The organism is Ruegeria sp. CDSC052 (assembly GCF_059610685.1).
In genome coordinates, this window is sequence record NZ_JBXWOB010000007.1 from 154,972 (window position 1) to 170,990 (window position 16,019).

Annotated in this window: 19 protein-coding genes; 16 read left to right on the plus strand and 3 right to left on the minus strand. The window is 57.3% G+C overall.

Going from position 1 to position 16,019, the window contains the following annotated elements; translation table 11 throughout:
• Positions 1 to 72: 72 nt before the first annotated feature.
• A complete protein-coding gene (hemN, locus tag AC2FIM_RS13340; RefSeq protein ID WP_271949799.1) occupies positions 73 to 1,428 on the minus strand; it encodes an oxygen-independent coproporphyrinogen III oxidase in 1,356 nt (451 codons plus the stop codon).
• A 61-nt stretch (positions 1,429 to 1,489) separates the two neighbouring features.
• Here hemN and fnrL point away from each other — a divergent pair, with 61 nt between their 5' ends.
• Positions 1,490 to 2,233, plus strand: a complete 744-nt coding sequence (gene fnrL / locus AC2FIM_RS13345; RefSeq protein ID WP_271949801.1) for a transcriptional regulator FnrL — start codon at positions 1,490 to 1,492, stop codon at positions 2,231 to 2,233.
• A 72-nt stretch (positions 2,234 to 2,305) separates the two neighbouring features.
• Positions 2,306 to 2,560 carry a GlsB/YeaQ/YmgE family stress response membrane protein gene (locus tag AC2FIM_RS13350; protein ID WP_271949803.1) on the plus strand — a complete coding sequence of 85 codons (255 nt, stop codon included), beginning with the start codon at positions 2,306 to 2,308 and terminating at the stop codon, positions 2,558 to 2,560.
• Between the two features lie 28 nt (positions 2,561 to 2,588).
• Here the strand turns inward: AC2FIM_RS13350 and AC2FIM_RS13355 are convergent, their stop codons facing one another.
• Positions 2,589 to 3,428 carry a universal stress protein gene (locus AC2FIM_RS13355; RefSeq protein WP_271949806.1) on the minus strand — a complete coding sequence of 280 codons (840 nt, stop codon included), beginning with the start codon at positions 3,426 to 3,428 and terminating at the stop codon, positions 2,589 to 2,591.
• Positions 3,429 to 3,623: 195 nt separating this feature from the next.
• Between AC2FIM_RS13355 and ccoN the strand changes: the two genes are divergently transcribed.
• Genes ccoN through ccoP form a run of 4 tightly spaced genes read left to right on the plus strand, consistent with a single transcriptional unit; the run spans position 3,624 to position 7,058 of the window.
• Positions 3,624 to 5,231, plus strand: coding sequence for a cytochrome-c oxidase, cbb3-type subunit I (gene ccoN / locus AC2FIM_RS13360; protein ID WP_142636945.1), 1,608 nt, complete (start codon positions 3,624 to 3,626; stop codon positions 5,229 to 5,231).
• A 14-nt stretch (positions 5,232 to 5,245) separates the two neighbouring features.
• Entirely contained in the window at positions 5,246 to 5,974 is a 729-nt protein-coding gene (gene ccoO / locus AC2FIM_RS13365; RefSeq protein WP_142636943.1) for a cytochrome-c oxidase, cbb3-type subunit II, read from the plus strand.
• An 11-nt stretch (positions 5,975 to 5,985) separates the two neighbouring features.
• Positions 5,986 to 6,198: a cbb3-type cytochrome oxidase subunit 3 gene (locus AC2FIM_RS13370; protein ID WP_142636941.1), complete on the plus strand. Its 213-nt coding sequence runs from the start codon at positions 5,986 to 5,988 to the stop codon at positions 6,196 to 6,198.
• Positions 6,195 to 7,058, plus strand: a complete 864-nt coding sequence (gene ccoP, locus AC2FIM_RS13375; protein ID WP_142636939.1) for a cytochrome-c oxidase, cbb3-type subunit III — start codon at positions 6,195 to 6,197, stop codon at positions 7,056 to 7,058. Before AC2FIM_RS13370 ends, ccoP begins: the two co-directional genes overlap by 4 nt.
• A gap of 103 nt (positions 7,059 to 7,161) precedes the next feature.
• On the opposite strand, the gene AC2FIM_RS13380 is transcribed toward ccoP, so the two are convergent.
• Complete coding sequence (locus AC2FIM_RS13380) at positions 7,162 to 7,344, minus strand: hypothetical protein (protein WP_142636937.1); 183 nt, start codon at positions 7,342 to 7,344, stop codon at positions 7,162 to 7,164.
• A gap of 100 nt (positions 7,345 to 7,444) precedes the next feature.
• On the opposite strand from AC2FIM_RS13380, the gene AC2FIM_RS13385 reads away from it, so the two are divergent.
• The 10 genes from AC2FIM_RS13385 to AC2FIM_RS13430 all read left to right on the plus strand — a co-directional run bounded on the left by AC2FIM_RS13385 (position 7,445) and on the right by AC2FIM_RS13430 (position 15,784).
• Positions 7,445 to 8,320, plus strand: a complete 876-nt coding sequence (locus AC2FIM_RS13385) for a LysR family transcriptional regulator (RefSeq protein ID WP_271949812.1) — start codon at positions 7,445 to 7,447, stop codon at positions 8,318 to 8,320.
• 100 nt (positions 8,321 to 8,420) lie between these two features.
• Positions 8,421 to 9,848 (plus strand): cytochrome c oxidase accessory protein CcoG, encoded by a 1,428-nt coding sequence (ccoG, locus tag AC2FIM_RS13390; RefSeq protein ID WP_271949814.1) that lies wholly within the window; start codon positions 8,421 to 8,423, stop codon positions 9,846 to 9,848.
• Between the two features lie 2 nt (positions 9,849 to 9,850).
• Positions 9,851 to 10,309 (plus strand): FixH family protein, encoded by a 459-nt coding sequence (locus AC2FIM_RS13395; RefSeq protein ID WP_271949816.1) that lies wholly within the window; start codon positions 9,851 to 9,853, stop codon positions 10,307 to 10,309.
• Between the two features lie 3 nt (positions 10,310 to 10,312).
• Positions 10,313 to 12,490, plus strand: a complete 2,178-nt coding sequence (locus tag AC2FIM_RS13400; RefSeq protein ID WP_271949818.1) for a heavy metal translocating P-type ATPase — start codon at positions 10,313 to 10,315, stop codon at positions 12,488 to 12,490.
• Positions 12,491 to 12,495: 5 nt separating this feature from the next.
• Positions 12,496 to 12,654: a cbb3-type cytochrome oxidase assembly protein CcoS gene (gene ccoS, locus AC2FIM_RS13405; protein WP_142636927.1), complete on the plus strand. Its 159-nt coding sequence runs from the start codon at positions 12,496 to 12,498 to the stop codon at positions 12,652 to 12,654.
• 70 nt (positions 12,655 to 12,724) lie between these two features.
• A complete protein-coding gene (gene secE / locus AC2FIM_RS13410) occupies positions 12,725 to 12,922 on the plus strand; it encodes a preprotein translocase subunit SecE (RefSeq protein ID WP_142636925.1) in 198 nt (65 codons plus the stop codon).
• 201 nt (positions 12,923 to 13,123) lie between these two features.
• Positions 13,124 to 13,657 carry a transcription termination/antitermination protein NusG gene (gene nusG, locus AC2FIM_RS13415; RefSeq protein ID WP_142637254.1) on the plus strand — a complete coding sequence of 178 codons (534 nt, stop codon included), beginning with the start codon at positions 13,124 to 13,126 and terminating at the stop codon, positions 13,655 to 13,657.
• A 207-nt stretch (positions 13,658 to 13,864) separates the two neighbouring features.
• Positions 13,865 to 14,650, plus strand: a complete 786-nt coding sequence (locus AC2FIM_RS13420) for a phosphodiesterase (RefSeq protein ID WP_496732055.1) — start codon at positions 13,865 to 13,867, stop codon at positions 14,648 to 14,650.
• A 3-nt stretch (positions 14,651 to 14,653) separates the two neighbouring features.
• Entirely contained in the window at positions 14,654 to 15,517 is an 864-nt protein-coding gene (locus tag AC2FIM_RS13425; protein ID WP_496732057.1) for an EamA family transporter, read from the plus strand.
• Positions 15,518 to 15,553: 36 nt separating this feature from the next.
• Entirely contained in the window at positions 15,554 to 15,784 is a 231-nt protein-coding gene (locus tag AC2FIM_RS13430) for a hypothetical protein (protein WP_496732059.1), read from the plus strand.
• Positions 15,785 to 16,019: the final 235 nt, after the last annotated feature.

Consider the following 16,019-nt stretch of genomic DNA (forward strand, 5'->3'; position numbering starts at 1 on the left):
CAGAGGCTCGCGTCAAGCCCCTGTACTGGTATCTAAGCGGCGGGCCGCACAACCGGGCCCACCTGTAAGCGATCAGATCGCCGAGCTGTGGCCTGCCTTGCTCAGGTCATAGGCGTCAAAGCTGCGGGCAATCATTCGGGTCAGCGGCCGGGCCTCGGGTGGAATGAACAGGCCATCCTTGGTGACGTGTAGCAGATTGTTGAAGTCGGCATTGGCCTTCTGGTACATCTCGTTCAGCTCTTGGGCGGATATGTTGTGGTCACGCAGAATCTCAGCCGAATTGATCTGAAAATCACACATCAGCGCTTCGATCAGACGTGCGCGCAAAATGTCCTGCCCTTTGAACAAATGCCCGCGCGAGGTCGAAAAGCGCCCCTCGCGGATGGCTTTCGTATAGGCCGATGTTGCCGGTGCGTTCTGGGCGTAGCCCTGAGGAAACCGCGAGATCGAGCTTGCGCCCACACCGATCAGCACCTCGGCCTGATCATCCGTATAACCCTGAAAGTTCCGTTTCAGTCGCCCGGCCCTGAGCGCATGTGTCAGACCATCATCCTGCGTGGCAAAGTGGTCAATTCCGATCTCGGCGTAATCATCCCAGAGGAACAGTCGACGCGCCGTCTCGAACAGCTCCAGACGTTGCTCGGGCGTGGGCAATGCGTCCGAAGGAATCAACTGTTGCCGCTTGGCCATCCACGGCACGTGGGCGTATCCGTACAGCGCAACGCGGTCGGGGTTCAGTGACAGCAGTTTCTGTACGCTTTCAGTCATCCTTGATTTGGTCTGATGCGGCAGACCGTACAGGATATCTGCGTTCAGACTGGTAATGCCGCGGGCACGGATCATGTCCACAGCTGCGCGCGTGGTGTCATAGCTTTGGACGCGACCGATAGTTTTCTGAATCTCATCGTCGAAATCCTGCACGCCGATCGAGGCACGGTTCATGCCCGCTTCGGCCAGCGCGTCCAGTCGGGCTTGGTCAATCTCGTTCGGGTCGATTTCGACCGAGAATTCAGCACCCGGGCCCAGCGGGATAACATCCAGAATGCGTGTGGCCAGATCTCGCATCAGATCGGGATTCAACAGCGTTGGTGTGCCGCCGCCCCAGTGCAGACGCGAGAGGGTGACGCCTTGAGGCAGGCGCGCGGCCAGCAGATCAAGCTCGGCCTTGAGGACATCGACATAGGCGATGACCGGGTTGTCAGTTTGCGTCCCCTGTGTTCGGCAGGCACAAAACCAACACAGCCTGCGGCAGAAGGGCACGTGTATGTACAACGAGACGGAGCTGCCGGGTTTAATGCCGGTAATCCAGTCTTCGTAAAGGTTTACCCCCACATCATTGTTGAAGTGAGGGGCTGTTGGATAGCTTGTGTAGCGCGGTACTTTCGCGTCAAATAGTCCAAGCTTTGCAAGTTGTGGTTTAACTATCATGGCGATACCGTTAGAGGACGGCACGCCTAGCAACCTTGATAGAGATCAAGTGGGAACGCGCATGACACAGATTTTCAAAATCGATCATACAAACTGTGAAGATTGTCCAATCCGCCACAGAGCAGTCTGTGCGCATTGCGATGTTCATGAGCTGGAGCTTCTTGAAGGTATTAAATATTATCGCAGCTTCGAGGCTGGGCAGACAATCATCTGGTCCGGTGATCAGATGAATTTCGTGGGCTCGGTCGTGTCGGGGATCGCTTCTTTGACTCAGACCATGGAAGATGGGCGCACGCAGATGGTTGGCCTTTTGCTGCCCAGCGATTTCGTCGGTCGTCCCGGTCGAGATTCAGCGCCTTACGACATCGTGGCAACGACTGACATTGTCATGTGCTGTTTCCGTAAGAAGCCGTTCGAAGAACTGATGGGTGCTACTCCGCATATCGCGCATCGTTTGCTTCAGATGACATTGGATGAGCTGGACGCTGCCCGTGAATGGATGCTGGTGCTGGGGCGCAAGACTGCGCGCGAAAAAATCGCAAGCCTGTTGTCCATCATCGCGCGCCGGGATGCGTCGATTGGGCAGAACGGGAGTTCCAGCCCAATCGTTTTTGATCTTCCGCTGACGCGCGAGGCGATGGCAGACTACCTTGGCCTTACACTGGAAACCGTCAGCCGTCAGATATCCGCCCTGAAGAAAGACGAGATCATCTTGCTAGAAGGCAAGCGCCGTGTATCTGTTCCGGATATGGGCCGGTTGATGGAAGAGGCAGGCGACGATTCCGATGGCGGATATCTGGTGTGATTCACATACGGCGTGACCCGTTGTCTTAACCGTGGTTTAGTGGGACCAGTGAAACTGCGTCAGGAGTAAGTCATGGGATTCAGCAGCCTTTTGGCCATGCTGCTTATTGGTGCCATCGCGGGATGGTTGTCCGGAAAGATCATGGAAGGTCGGGGATTCGGCCTGATTGGCAACATCATCGTCGGCGTAGTTGGCGCATTTCTGGCGGGGGTGATTTTCCCGGCCCTTGGCTTTGCCGTTGGCGGCGGTCTGGTCTCGTCCATTATTTTCGCCACCATCGGGGCGATCATTCTGCTTTTCCTGATCGGCCTTGTGAAACGCGGGTAAAAGCCGCCCGCTGGGCGGCTCTGCCGTTTCAATGTGCCATGAACACCGGAACAGTCGATTGTTCCAGCATATTGCGTGTCGCGCCGCCCAGGATGGCTTCTCGGAATCGGGAATGCCCATAGGCGCCCATGACGATCATATCTGTTTCGGTATCCGTCGCATGGCGGTTCAGGATGTCCGATACACGCGACATTGTTTTGCTGAGCACGTCGATTTCGCACTTAACTCCGTGGCGTGACAGCATCTGGGACAACAACCCACCGGGGTCCGAGCGATCCGGCCCATGCGTTGGTGGGTCGATCACCACGATCCGCACCTGATCGGCCTCGATCAGGAAGGGTAGGGCGCAGCGAATGGCGCGCATGGCCTCGACGCTTTCGTTCCAGCCGACCAAGACAGTACCGGGCTTGTCAAAAGGCGTCGTGTTTTCGGGTATGACCAGAACCGGAGCGTGACCTTCGAACATGGCTGCCTCGACGATAGGCTCTGCTTCGACGCTGCGGTCTTTTCCGTAAGGTTGCGGCAGAATAACAAGGTCCGAGAACCGCGCCCGATGGGCAACGTGGCGACCAATATCGGCAATCTGGGCCACGCCGCTTTCTGCAGACCAGCGTACGCCGGAACTGTTCAGATAGGTCTCTGCATAGTGCAGGGTGTCCTCCGCCTCTGCTTTGGCGCGGGACAGGGTCTCCTGCAGAATCAGCGCGTTGGCGCCAGCATAGTAATAACCGGTCTGACTGCGATCGACCCCCAGGCACAGGGCTTCGGCATGCGCATCCTGGGCTGTGGCCAGGGCTGCCATCTGTGCCAGCGCCGGGGCCGATTGTTCCGTTTCCGTTAGAACTGTGAGAAGGGATTTATACGCCATCTTGACCTCTTGCCTCCAGGGCCGTTCCGTCCGCGACATTCCGGCCAAATCATTTCTGTAGCCTTGTCACAATATTCGCTATTCTGTCTTGATACAGATCAAAGCAGTTTGGGCTGTCCTCGGACAAAACAACGACCAGTCAAATGGGTTCCGCGACAAAAAAGAATCGCGCGGAGCATGGCAAAGGGACGCAATATGTCAAATTACATCAAGCTGATCGTGCTTGGTCTGATCGTGCTGTTTGCAGCGATCGGGACCAATTATGCACGCGATTTGGCGTATCAGGTGCATGCAATTCTGGTGATGTTGATCGCCGCGGGATTGTTCATCTGGACGCTTAGAAACACGGATGAGCCAGATATCCTCATAGATCGTTCAGGCGAATACATGGACGATGTGGTCCGTTACGGCGTAATCGCGACGGCCTTTTGGGGCGTGGTTGGTTTTCTTGCCGGGACATTCATCGCCTTTCAGCTGGCCTATCCGGTGCTGAACTTTGAATGGGCACAAGGATATCTGAATTTTGGCCGATTGCGTCCGCTGCATACATCGGCGGTTATCTTTGCCTTTGGCGGCAACGCACTAATCGCTACGTCCTTCTACGTCGTCCAGCGGACCAGCGCCGCGCGCCTGTGGGGCGGCAATCTGGCATGGTTCGTTTTCTGGGGCTATCAGCTGTTCATTGTGCTGGCTGCGACCGGGTATGTGCTGGGCGGAACCCAGTCCAAGGAATACGCCGAGCCGGAGTGGTATGTCGATCTGTGGCTGACCATCGTCTGGGTGGCCTATCTTGCCGTGTTCCTGGGAACAATCGTCAGGCGGAAAGAGCCGCACATTTATGTGGCGAACTGGTTCTACCTGGCCTTTATCGTTACCGTCGCCATGCTGCATCTGGTCAACAACATGACTATCCCTGTCAGCATCTGGGGTTCGAAATCTGTCATCGTCTGGTCAGGCGTTCAGGACGCAATGATCCAGTGGTGGTACGGCCACAACGCTGTGGGCTTTTTCCTGACAGCCGGTTTCCTGGGTATGATGTACTACTTCATCCCGAAACAGGCCGAGCGACCGGTGTTCAGTTACAAGCTGTCGATCATCCACTTCTGGGCGCTGATCTTCCTGTATATCTGGGCTGGTCCGCACCATTTGCACTATACCGCGCTGCCTGACTGGGCCTCGACACTGGGCATGGTGTTCTCGATCGTGCTGTGGATGCCGTCCTGGGGTGGCATGATCAACGGCCTGATGACCCTATCGGGTGCGTGGGACAAGCTGCGTACGGACCCGGTGATCCGGATGATGGTGATCTCGGTCGGCTTCTATGGCATGTCCACTTTTGAGGGCCCGATGATGTCGATCCGAGCGGTTAACTCTTTGAGCCACTATACCGACTGGACCATTGGTCACGTGCATTCGGGTGCGCTGGGTTGGAACGGCATGATCACCTTTGGTGCGCTGTACTTCCTGGTGCCCGTCTTGTGGAAGCGTGAGCGTCTGTATTCGCTGCAGATGGTCAGCTGGCACTTCTGGCTCGCCACTATCGGCATCGTGCTCTACGCCGCGTCGATGTGGGTGACAGGTATCATGGAAGGCCTGATGTGGCGCGAAGTGGATGCCAACGGTTTCCTTGTGAACTCGTTCGCCGACACCGTGGCTGCCAAGTTCCCGATGTATGTGGTGCGAGCTCTGGGTGGGGTCATGTTCCTCGCTGGGGCGCTGATCATGTGCTACAACCTGTGGATGACTGTGCGGAAAGCGCCGGCCAAAGAGGCCAGCCTGACCGTCGCGGTCCCGGCTGAATAAGGAGGGCCGGAGCAATGGCAATTCTCGACAAACATAAGATCCTCGAGACCAACGCGACCCTCCTGCTGATCTTCAGCTTCCTGGTCGTGACCATCGGTGGCATCGTGCAGATCACCCCGCTGTTCTATCTTGAGAACACCATCGAAAAGGTGGAGGGCATGCGCCCTTACACCCCCTTGGAAATGGCGGGCCGTGACATCTATATCCGCGAAGGTTGCTATGTCTGCCACAGTCAGATGATCCGCCCGATGCGGGATGAGGTCGAGCGCTATGGCCACTACTCGCTGGCGGCTGAATCAATGTATGATCATCCGTTCCAGTGGGGGTCCAAACGCACCGGCCCTGATCTGGCCCGTGTCGGTGGTCGTTATTCTGACCAGTGGCATGTGGATCACCTGCGCAACCCGCAGTCGGTGGTGCCTGAATCTGTAATGCCGAAATACGGCTTCCTCGAGCATCGCAAGATTGACGGTAAGTATATCGGTGATGTCATGAAGGCGAATGCGCTGGTAGGCACGCCCTATACCGAAGAGATGCTGGAGAACGCCGTGGCGGATTTCCGGGCGCAGGCCGATCCCGACAGTGACTATGACGGCCTGCTGGAACGCTATGGTGACAAGGTCAGCGTGCGGAACTTCGATGGTCAGCCCGAGCTGACTGAAGCGGATGCGATGGTCGCTTATCTGCAGATGCTGGGAACGCTGGTCGATTTCTCGACCTTCACCCCAGACGCGAACCGGTAAAGGAGGGTGTGATGGAAGAATATACACTCTTACGGCAATTCGCGGATAGCTGGATGTTGCTGCTGCTCTTTGTTTTCTTTGTTGGGATCATAATCTGGGTTTTTCGCCCGGGTTCCAGCAAGGAATACAAGGACACCGCGAATATCCCGTTTCGGCATGATGATGCACCAGCGCCCCTGCGGGGCGACGACAATCCCGCCACATCCAAGGAGGCGCGGCAATGAGCAAGACACCTGAAAAACAGCCGGGTGATCCGAGTACAACCGGCCACAGCTGGGATGGTATCGAAGAATTCGAAAACCCGATGCCGCGCTGGTGGTTGTGGACATTCTACGCCACCATCTTCTGGGCGGTGATCTATACGATCATGTATCCCGCATGGCCCTTGGTTCAATCCGCCACTGCTGGCGTTTTGGGCTGGTCCTCTCGCGCTCTGGTACAAGAAGAGATGATTGCGTTTGAAGAGGCGAATGCCCCTTGGAACGCCAAGCTTGTGGAAACATCGCTTGAAGATATCTCGGCAGATCCCGAACTGCAGCAATACGCGGCGAATGCCGGGGGCGCGGTGTTCCGTACCTGGTGTGCGCAATGCCACGGCTCAGGCGCGCAGGGTGCACCAGGATTCCCGAACCTGCTGGATGACGCCTGGCTGTGGGGCGGTTCGCTTGAGGATATCGAGACCACAATCGCCTATGGCATTCGCAACGAGGAAAGCGACGATGCGCGCTATTCCGAAATGCCTGCATTTGGCGAAATCCTGGAACATGACGAGATCACCCAAGTGGTTCAATACGTGATGTCCCTGACCAATGCGCAGACTGATGACGTAGCTGCGCAGGCAGGCAAGGTCGTCTTCGAAGATAACTGTTCGTCCTGTCATGGCGAGGATGGCACTGGTGACGTCTTTCAGGGCGCACCCAACCTGACCGATGCGATCTGGCTCTATGGTGGCGACGCAGAGGCATTGACTGAGACCGTGACCAATAGCCGTTTCGGTGTAATGCCTGCTTGGGAAAACCGCCTTACCGACGCGCAGATCCGCGCTGTGACGGCCTATGTCCACCAGTTGGGTGGCGGTCAGTAAGGCCAAAAGAATACCTTCGGACGGTTCGCCGCCCGAAGGTTAAGGCACCGGCTGTTCTCTCTGTTCGCGCGTTTCCTGAACAGCCGGTGCTACTATTTTCAGACTACAGGCCCCCATTGGTGCAGTCCAGATGCGCCTTTTCGCGCGGGCCAGACTTTTCAATCCACCAGTGATGGTCCGGCAGCCAACTGCCGCGCGCAAGGTCACGGCTATCTGTGCCAGTGCCTTTGCCGTTAGCCTCTGTTTTGGTGGCTACCATGAAACTTCGTGCCAGTATCGCAAGCATCTGATCCCTCCTGGATTGTGTTGCCGCTGTTATCAGGATTGATCTTTAGCCTGATAAATGCGACTCAATTACCATTCCAATATGTAAGTAGGACTTACAGATGAACTGGATGGATATGCCGCCGCTTGCGGCTTTGCGCGCCTTTTCTGCCTTTGCTGAGACTGGAAATGTTGTTCAGGCAGGGGCGTCGCTGAATGTCAGTCACGCAGCGATCAGCCAACAACTGCGTGCGCTTGAAAAACACCTGGATCTGGCCCTTCTGGACCGATCCGGTAAATCCATGACCCTGACGGCCGAGGGCAAGGTTCTGGCGCGTGCCCTGCATTTGGGATTTGGGGCCATAGGTGCGGCGGTCACTGACCTGAAGCGTGCAACCGAGGATCGCCCGGTCCACGTATCGCTGACGGCCTCTTTCGCAGCTTCATGGCTTATGCCGCGCTTGCCCGCATTTCAGGCCGAGCATCCAGGCATTCACCTTGCGCTGGATCCCTCGCCCCGGTTGGTCGATCTGCGCCCGGGCGGCGTGGATCTGGCGATCAGATATGGGGCAGGGGACTGGCCCGATGTGACGGCCGAACTGCTGTTGCAAAGTCCGATCGTGATTGTCGCCGCGCCATCCCTGTTGACTGGGCGGGCACCTGTGACACCTAAAGCACTCAGCCGTCTGCCCTGGCTTGAGGAGTTCGGCACAACGGAGGCAACGCAATGGCTGGCCCGTCACGGCGTGGGCCATAGCCCCGGCGCTGGCCGCATCGCCTTGCCGGGAAACCTGCTGCTTGAGGGAGTGCGCGCCGGGCAGGGTGTGACGGCCACCGTGCGGCATTTTGTCGAAGCGGATATCATTGCGGGTCGATTGGTCGAACTGTTCCGCGAACCCGACGGGCGCGGATACCATATTGTCACCGGAAATATGCCGCTTCGTCCTGGGGTGAAGATATTTATCAGGTGGCTCAGGCGGCAAGCTGGTAAGATGTGACAAAAGGTGTCTTTACGATGCGCTTTTGACCCATGTCAAAGTGGCTGCCCGTATGATCTGGAAGAAGACGCCGTAGAACAGCTACATCTGGAGCCAGCCCGTGAGCGATTCCGACCCCGCCCCCAGCCTATACGCAGCGCGCGAACCGATCTTTCCCCGCCGCGTGTCCGGCCCGTTTCGCAACCTGAAATGGTTCATCATGGCGGTCACGCTGGGGATCTATTACGTCACACCCTGGATCAGATGGGATCGCGGTCCCAGCCTCCCGGACCAGGCGGTGCTGCTGGATCTGGCCAACCGGCGCTTTTACTTTTTCTGGATCGAGATATGGCCGCACGAGTTCTATTTCGTGGCCGGGTTGCTGATCATGGCCGGTCTGGGCCTGTTTCTGTTCACATCGGCGCTGGGGCGCGTGTGGTGCGGCTATGCCTGCCCGCAGACCGTCTGGACTGATTTGTATATCTTGGTCGAGCGCTGGATCGAAGGTGATCGAAACGCCCGTCTGCGCCTGCATCGTCAGAAAAAGATGGATTTCCACAAAGCAAGGCTGCGTGTCACCAAATGGGTCGCTTGGCTGTTTATTGGTCTGGCAACGGGTGGTGCCTGGGTGTTCTATTTCGCGGATGCGCCAACGCTGGTCCGTGACCTAGTGACCGGAGATGCACATCCGGTCGCCTATACAACCATATTGATCCTGACGGGGACGACCTTTTTGTTTGGTGGGTTCGCACGCGAGCAGATCTGTATTTACGCCTGTCCCTGGCCGCGCATTCAGGCCGCGATGATGGACGAGGATACTCTGGTGGTTGGGTATCGCGAATGGCGCGGTGAACCGCGCGGCAAAGGCAAGCGGACCGCGGATTCCGATCTTGGGGACTGCATTGATTGCATGGCCTGTGTGAATGTCTGCCCTGTCGGTATCGACATCCGCGACGGTCAGCAGCTTGAATGTATCACCTGTGCGCTGTGCATCGACGCCTGCGATGACATGATGGCCAAAATTGGCAAGCCGCGTGGCTTGATCGACTACATGGCGTTGAGCGACGAATCGAGTGAACGCGCCGGTCATCCGCCCAAGAATGTCTGGAAACACATCCTGCGGCCTCGGACCATCATGTATACGGGTATGTGGTCTGCGGTTGGCTTCGCGCTTTTGTTCGCCCTGTTCATCCGGTCTGACATTGATCTGACCGTAGCGCCGGTGCGAAACCCGACATTTGTAACCCTTTCTGACGGCACTATTCGTAACACTTATGATGTACGACTGCGGAACAAACATGGCGAGGACCGCCCCTTCCAACTGACCCTGTCCGGTGATCCGGCCCTGAAGATACAGATCGAGGGGGTTGAAGGTGAGACTGTCAATGTGACGGCGGATACGGCACAGTTGACCCGTGTTTACATCGTCGCATCGGGCGACACCGGGCCAGCAACTTTGGATACGACGCCGGTCCGCATCTGGGTCGAAGACCTGCAGAGCGGTGAGCGCGCCTATAAGGACACCACGTTTAACGGACGAGGGAACTGAACATGGCTGAACGTAAATTCACCGGCAAACATGCGCTTGCTGTGTTCGTTGCATCCTTTGGCGTGATCATCACGGTGAACCTGGTTCTGGCCTATAGCGCGGTGAAGACCTTTCCGGGGCTCGAGGTCAAGAATTCCTATGTCGCCAGCCAGGAATTCAACGAACGCCTGAAGGAACATCAGGCGCTGGGCTGGTTTATCCGCGCCGAGATTTCGGGCGGATTGCTGATCCTGCATATAACCGATCAGACGGGCGCACCGGTCAAGGTGGCTGACCTGCAGGCCGTTGTGGGCCGCGCGACCCATGTCAAAGATGATTTTGCTCCTGATTTCATATTCGACGGGACTGCATATGCGACTCCGGCATCGCTGGGTCCGGGCAACTGGAACATTCGGCTGGTTGCCAAAGATCACAGCGGGGCCGAGTTTGCACAGCGCGTGCCGCTTTATGTGAAAGGCTAGGGGATGTCTGCGCAGATGTCCTCTGGCACCGCAGCTTGCCCCGGCTGTATCGCCGCCCCGGCAGAGCCCGCAAGGCCGATCCCGCAGGATGTGCAGATCGCGCTGTCATTGCCGGGAATTCACTGCTCGGCCTGTATTGCCACGGTCGAGCGTGAATTGAATGCCCAGCCCGGGGTCGAGGACGCGCGCGTGAACCTGACCTTGAAACGTGCGATGGTCAAAGCCGCGCCCGATCTGCGCGCCGCCGATCTGATCCCGGTGCTTGAACGCGTAGGCTTTGAGGCGCACGAGCTGGACCCTGGATCCCTGTCTGCCACGCAGTCCGACAAAGCTGGTCGCGACCTGTTGATGCGGTTGGCGGTGGCTGGTTTTGCCTCGATGAATGTAATGTTGCTGTCTGTCTCTGTCTGGTCAGGGGCAACCGATGCAACGCGCGACATGTTCCACTGGATTTCGGCAGCGATTGCTTTGCCTGCGATCGCGTTTTCGGCGCAGCCCTTCTTTGCCAATGCCTGGAGCGCCTTGCGCGTCGGTCGCCTGAATATGGATGTGCCGATCGTGTTGGCAATCCTGTTGGCATTGGCCACATCGCTGTGGGAAACCGCGCTGAGTGGTGAGCACGCCTATTTTGACGCCGCCCTGACCCTGACGTTCTTTCTGCTGGCCGGACGCTATCTGGACTACCGTACCCGCGCCGCCGCCCGATCCGCAGCCGAGGAGTTGACCGCGTTGGAAGTTCCGCGCGCGATCAGGCTGGCTGATGGTCAAGAAGTTGAGGTGCCCGTCGCAACGCTGAGCGTGGGTGATCTGATCCTGGTACGTCCCGGAGGCCGAATGCCGGTGGATGGCGAAATCGTTTCCGGGCAATCCGAGCTCGACCGATCGCTGCTGACGGGTGAAACCTTGCCGGTATTTGCGGAAACCGGTCTGACGGTCAGTGCTGGCGAGGTAAATCTAACGGGTCCATTGACCGTACGGGCGACAGCTGTGGGTGAGGATACATCGCTGCACCGCATGGCCGATCTTGTGGCCATCGCGGAATCTGGGCGGTCGCGTTATACTTCGCTGGCGGATAAGGCAGCCAAGCTTTATGCACCGGGCGTGCATATCCTGTCGGCGCTGAGCTTTCTGGGCTGGTATATCTATTCCGGCGATATCCGCACCGCGCTGAATATCGCAGCGGCGGTGCTGATCATCACCTGCCCCTGTGCGCTGGGTCTGGCCGTACCGGCGGTGACGACGGCGGCCTCGGGCCGGTTGTTCCGCAAGGGGATGCTGATCAAACACGCCACAGCGCTGGAACGCCTCGCCGAGGTGGATACGGTTGTGTTCGACAAGACGGGAACGCTGACCTCGGGAACGCCGGAGCTGACCAATCTTGCGGATCATGCGCCCGGCGATCTGGAAATCGCACTGGCACTGGCCGAGGCCTCGTCGCACCCGCTCTCTGTTGCGCTGGCGCAGGCTGCCCGTCAAGCGGGGGTCACGCCCGCAAATGTCGAGGGGATCTATGAGGTTCCGGGGTACGGCACCGAAGGCATCTTTCAGGACCATCCCGTGCGTCTGGGACGCGCCGAATGGACCGGTGGGCAAGAGGCTGAACAAACTGCGGCCTGGCTGTCGTTAGCAGGGCGGGCGCCTTCAGTGTTCTTGTTCTCGGACACATTGCGTGCTGGTGCGGCTGAGGCGGTTCAGGCGTTTCGCGATGAGGGGAAAAAGGTCATTTTGATCTCGGGCGATACGCAAGGCGCGGTTGAGACGCTGGCCGGTAAGCTGGGGATTGAGACATGGATTGCGCAGGCCCTGCCGCAGGACAAGGCAACCCATGTGCAAAGCCTGCGGGATCAAGGCTGCCACGTCCTGATGGTTGGTGACGGGCTGAACGACACGGCGGCGCTGGCCGCGGCGCATGTGTCGATTTCACCGGCCTCGGCGCTAGATGCTGCGCGCGTGGCATCCGATATCGTGCTGTTGGGTAACGACCTGTCGCCGATTGCGGGTGCCTGCGATACCGCGGTTAAGGCAACGAAACGGATTCGCGAGAACTTCCGTATTGCAACCATCTATAATATCATTGCAGTGCCACTGGCGGTTGCGGGCCTAGCCACGCCGCTGATCGCGGCATTGGCAATGTCGACCTCGTCCATTACCGTTTCTCTGAACGCGCTGCGGCTAAGGTGATCTGAATGGAAGTTCTGGCCTATCTCATACCGATTTCCCTGCTATTGGGAGGGGTTGGCCTGTTTGCGTTCATCTATACCGTTCGGTCGAACCAATATGACGACCCCGAAGGCGATGCGCGCCGCATTCTAAGCGACGAATGGGACGATAAGCCCAAGCCCTGACGGCCCCCTTGAAATTGCCTCAATGCCCGGTTATGTCCGGCCCATCCGCTAGCAGAGAGAACAAAGCCAAATGGCAACTATGAATCCGATCCAGTTTATTCAGCAGGTCCGTGCCGAGGTTTCAAAGGTCGTCTGGCCAACCCGCCGCGAGGTGTTGCTGACCACGGTCATGGTGTTCATCATGGCAGCACTGACGGCTGTGTTCTTTGCGCTGGTCGATCTTGGTATTCGTGGTGGCCTGCAGCTGATTCTGGGCATGTTCGGTTAAACCGGGCCGGGCAGGTCGGAAACGTCGCTGCCCCCTTGCACAGCTTGCGATGTCAGAGTAGGTGACGCGGTACTATTCGGAATGGGCGTGCGGCGATTCGGGCTGTGCGCCGCTTTTTATTCCGGGTGACGCGACAGATTTTCAATAACGGCTTTTCCGGTAGATGGAATGCAGCCGAAGGCAAACAAGGACGACAGGTTCATGGCGAAACGGTGGTACTCGGTCAGCGTTCTTTCGAATTTCGAAAAGAAGATCGCAGAGCAGATCCGCACGTCGGTGGCCGAGCAGGGCCTTGAGGATGACATTGACGAAGTTCTGGTGCCCACCGAAGAGGTGATCGAAGTGCGCCGGGGCAAGAAAGTCACAACCGAACGTCGCTTTATGCCGGGTTACGTGCTGGTGCATATGGAAATGTCGGATCAAGGGTATCACCTGGTCAACTCGATCAACCGGGTCACTGGTTTTCTGGGTCCGCAAGGCCGCCCGATGCCGATGCGCGATGCCGAGGTGAACCAGATCCTCAACCGCGTGCAGGAGGGCGAAGAAGCGCCCAAGCTGATGATCTCGTTCGAAATTGGCGAGAAGGTCAAAGTGAATGACGGTCCGTTCGAAGATTTCGACGGCATGGTCGAAGGTGTGGATGACGATAACCAGAAGCTGAAGGTCTCGGTCTCGATCTTTGGTCGGGAAACCCCGGTCGAGCTGGACTTCACTCAGGTCACCAAGCAAAGCTAATTTCCAATTAGCGAAATTTGACAACGCCGCGTTGCCCTGGGCACTGCGGCGTTTCTTGTTTTGGAGTCTTCAGCCCGTTATCAGACCCGGGCAAATCAGGGCGGAACTGATCTGTCGAAATCGGGATAATCTTTGTCGTAACCAATCGGGATGGGACCCGGCCGCCTGGCATATTTGGACAACCATGTAAGGCAAGTGGGCAGGTAGATGAAATTCATACATATCACAGATATCCACCTTGTTGACCAAGACGGGCACCTGAATGGCGGCGTTCCTTCGACCCAATTTGCCCGTTGCCTTGAGGATATCGCCAAATGGCATTCGGATGCAGCGTTTTGCGTGATATCCGGCGACCTGGCCGAGTTTGGAAGGGCTGAAGCCTATCAGGTGCTCAAGTCACATCTGGACGGTTTCCCGCTTCCTTGTCACCTGATGATCGGCAACCATGATGATCGTCAGGTTTTCAGAACGGTCTTTACGGATGACCCTGTGGATTCAAATGGCTTTGTTCAGCACAGCATCGAGACCGGCGCGGGAAAGTTTATCTTTCTGGATACGACAAAAGACGGTGCGGATATGCATGAAGGCCAGCTGTGCACCTTGCGCTTGAATTGGCTGAAAGAACAGCTGATCTCGGCGGGGGATAAGCCCTGCTATTTGTTCATGCACCACCCGCCTTTTGACATCGGCATTCCCTATGTGGACGACATCCGCCTGGTCGAAGCCGAAGTGTTTTTTGAAACACTCGGTCACGGGCGTAACATTCGCCACGTCTTCTATGGGCATGTCCATCGCATGACCTATGTGAACTGGCGTGGCATCCCGTTCACCAGCCTGCCCAGCATCAATCACCAAATCCCTCTGACTGCCGACAGCGTTGACGGGGAATTCTGTGATGAACCGCCAGCCTATGGTGTTGTGCAGATCGCGGACGACCAGATGACTGTGCACTATAACACCTTTCTGCAGCGCAATCCGCTTCATCAGACCTGAGATATGGAACTTGGCCTGATTGTTCTGGTTCTGATTTCGGCGGCGACACATCCGCTGCGGGATCTGTTGTTGAAAGACACGGCGCATCCGGTGTCCTGTTATGTCGGTGTGGCGCTGACCTGGGTCATTCTTGCGGCACTTCACGCCCGACTGGTTGGCCAGCCCCTGACCCTCAGCCGCGAGGTCTGGCCTCTGGTGCTGGTTTCTTCCCTGGGGTTGAGCTTTTATTACTATGGCACGCTTTCAGCCCTGCGCCGGGGCAACCTTTCGGTGTATTATCCGATCATCCGTTCCTCGCCGATTGCCATCGTTGCCTTTAGCTGGCTTGCGCTGGATCAGCAGTATTCGTGGCTCATCCTTGTGGGGATTTCGCTGGTCCTGATGGGCAGCCTGATGATCCAGAAATCGCCGGGCGGGTTGCTGCATGATCACAAGGCTTTTGCACTGGCTGTCATGGCGATGCTGGGCTCGGCCGCCTATTCGCTGAGCGATGCAGGCGCTATGCAAAAAACAACGCCCGCGCCTTTCCTGTTCTACTGCTATATCCTGGTGACATCGACCCTTGCCGGCATCCGGGCCTGGGAAGATCGCCATATGTCGACCCCATTTCTGGGCGTGGTACGAGGCTGGACACTCGCCCCGTGGCGGATCGTATTCGCGGGGATTGCGTCCTATCTATCCTATCTTTTTATCCTGAAAGCTTTCCAGTTAGGCGCCGAGGCCGCACCTGTCAGCGCGGTCCGGCAGGCCTCGATTCCGGTATCCGTAGTCCTTGCCGCGCTCGTCCTGAAAGAGCCGCGCTTTCTTCACCGCATCGGCTGGGCCAGCCTGATCGCGCTTGGGATATTGGCAATCACACAGTCCTGATTAGCCTTTGCGCGACAACTGGCAAGCAAGGCAGAGGTGCACCAGGTTTTCTACATCACTCGGCGAGGTGGCGAAGCGCCCAAGCTGATGATCTCGTTCGAAATCGGCGAGAAGGTCACGGCCTACTCTGGTCCATTCGTGGATTTCGACGGGATTGTCGAGGGCGTGGATGACCAGAGGCAGGAGGCAAAATTTATTCGGTGGATTTTGAGGGGCCGCATTGCCCTAGCCAGTGCGGCATCTTGGCTGGCTGAACGTTTACATTGATGATCTGGGTTGGTACATAACTGCCCTATTGATTTGACCGAGTGTTTTTTCCGAAAAGTGACCACAAGGCGTTTTTCATGCGTGCGTTCATCTATTTTGTTTTCTTGATTTTGGCTGCGTGTACCGCTGATGTTTTGTCACCCGAAGTGTTGTCCTCGAAAGTAGCGCGCGCATCGTCCGCAGAGCTGTGTTCCGCATATCGGCTCCCAAGTACGACATTGCGGGGAAAACTGAT

What these genes read in the sequence shown, in the direction of transcription:
- AC2FIM_RS13355 (WP_271949806.1), bottom strand. Translation starts at nt 3,428, where the DNA reads ATGGCGTATAAATCCCTTCTCACAGTTCTAACGGAAACGGAACAATCG.
- ccoN (WP_142636945.1), top strand. Translation starts at nt 3,624, where the DNA reads ATGTCAAATTACATCAAGCTGATCGTGCTTGGTCTGATCGTGCTGTTT.
- AC2FIM_RS13395 (WP_271949816.1), top strand. Translation starts at nt 9,851, where the DNA reads ATGGCTGAACGTAAATTCACCGGCAAACATGCGCTTGCTGTGTTCGTT.
- AC2FIM_RS13380 (WP_142636937.1), bottom strand. Translation starts at nt 7,344, where the DNA reads ATGCTTGCGATACTGGCACGAAGTTTCATGGTAGCCACCAAAACAGAG.
- nusG (WP_142637254.1), top strand. Translation starts at nt 13,124, where the DNA reads ATGGCGAAACGGTGGTACTCGGTCAGCGTTCTTTCGAATTTCGAAAAG.
- ccoO (WP_142636943.1), top strand. Translation starts at nt 5,246, where the DNA reads ATGGCAATTCTCGACAAACATAAGATCCTCGAGACCAACGCGACCCTC.
- AC2FIM_RS13350 (WP_271949803.1), top strand. Translation starts at nt 2,306, where the DNA reads ATGGGATTCAGCAGCCTTTTGGCCATGCTGCTTATTGGTGCCATCGCG.
- secE (WP_142636925.1), top strand. Translation starts at nt 12,725, where the DNA reads ATGGCAACTATGAATCCGATCCAGTTTATTCAGCAGGTCCGTGCCGAG.
- ccoP (WP_142636939.1), top strand. Translation starts at nt 6,195, where the DNA reads ATGAGCAAGACACCTGAAAAACAGCCGGGTGATCCGAGTACAACCGGC.
- AC2FIM_RS13425 (WP_496732057.1), top strand. Translation starts at nt 14,654, where the DNA reads ATGGAACTTGGCCTGATTGTTCTGGTTCTGATTTCGGCGGCGACACAT.
- AC2FIM_RS13400 (WP_271949818.1), top strand. Translation starts at nt 10,313, where the DNA reads ATGTCTGCGCAGATGTCCTCTGGCACCGCAGCTTGCCCCGGCTGTATC.
- AC2FIM_RS13385 (WP_271949812.1), top strand. Translation starts at nt 7,445, where the DNA reads ATGAACTGGATGGATATGCCGCCGCTTGCGGCTTTGCGCGCCTTTTCT.
- hemN (WP_271949799.1), bottom strand. Translation starts at nt 1,428, where the DNA reads ATGATAGTTAAACCACAACTTGCAAAGCTTGGACTATTTGACGCGAAA.
- ccoS (WP_142636927.1), top strand. Translation starts at nt 12,496, where the DNA reads ATGGAAGTTCTGGCCTATCTCATACCGATTTCCCTGCTATTGGGAGGG.
- AC2FIM_RS13370 (WP_142636941.1), top strand. Translation starts at nt 5,986, where the DNA reads ATGGAAGAATATACACTCTTACGGCAATTCGCGGATAGCTGGATGTTG.
- fnrL (WP_271949801.1), top strand. Translation starts at nt 1,490, where the DNA reads ATGACACAGATTTTCAAAATCGATCATACAAACTGTGAAGATTGTCCA.
- AC2FIM_RS13420 (WP_496732055.1), top strand. Translation starts at nt 13,865, where the DNA reads ATGAAATTCATACATATCACAGATATCCACCTTGTTGACCAAGACGGG.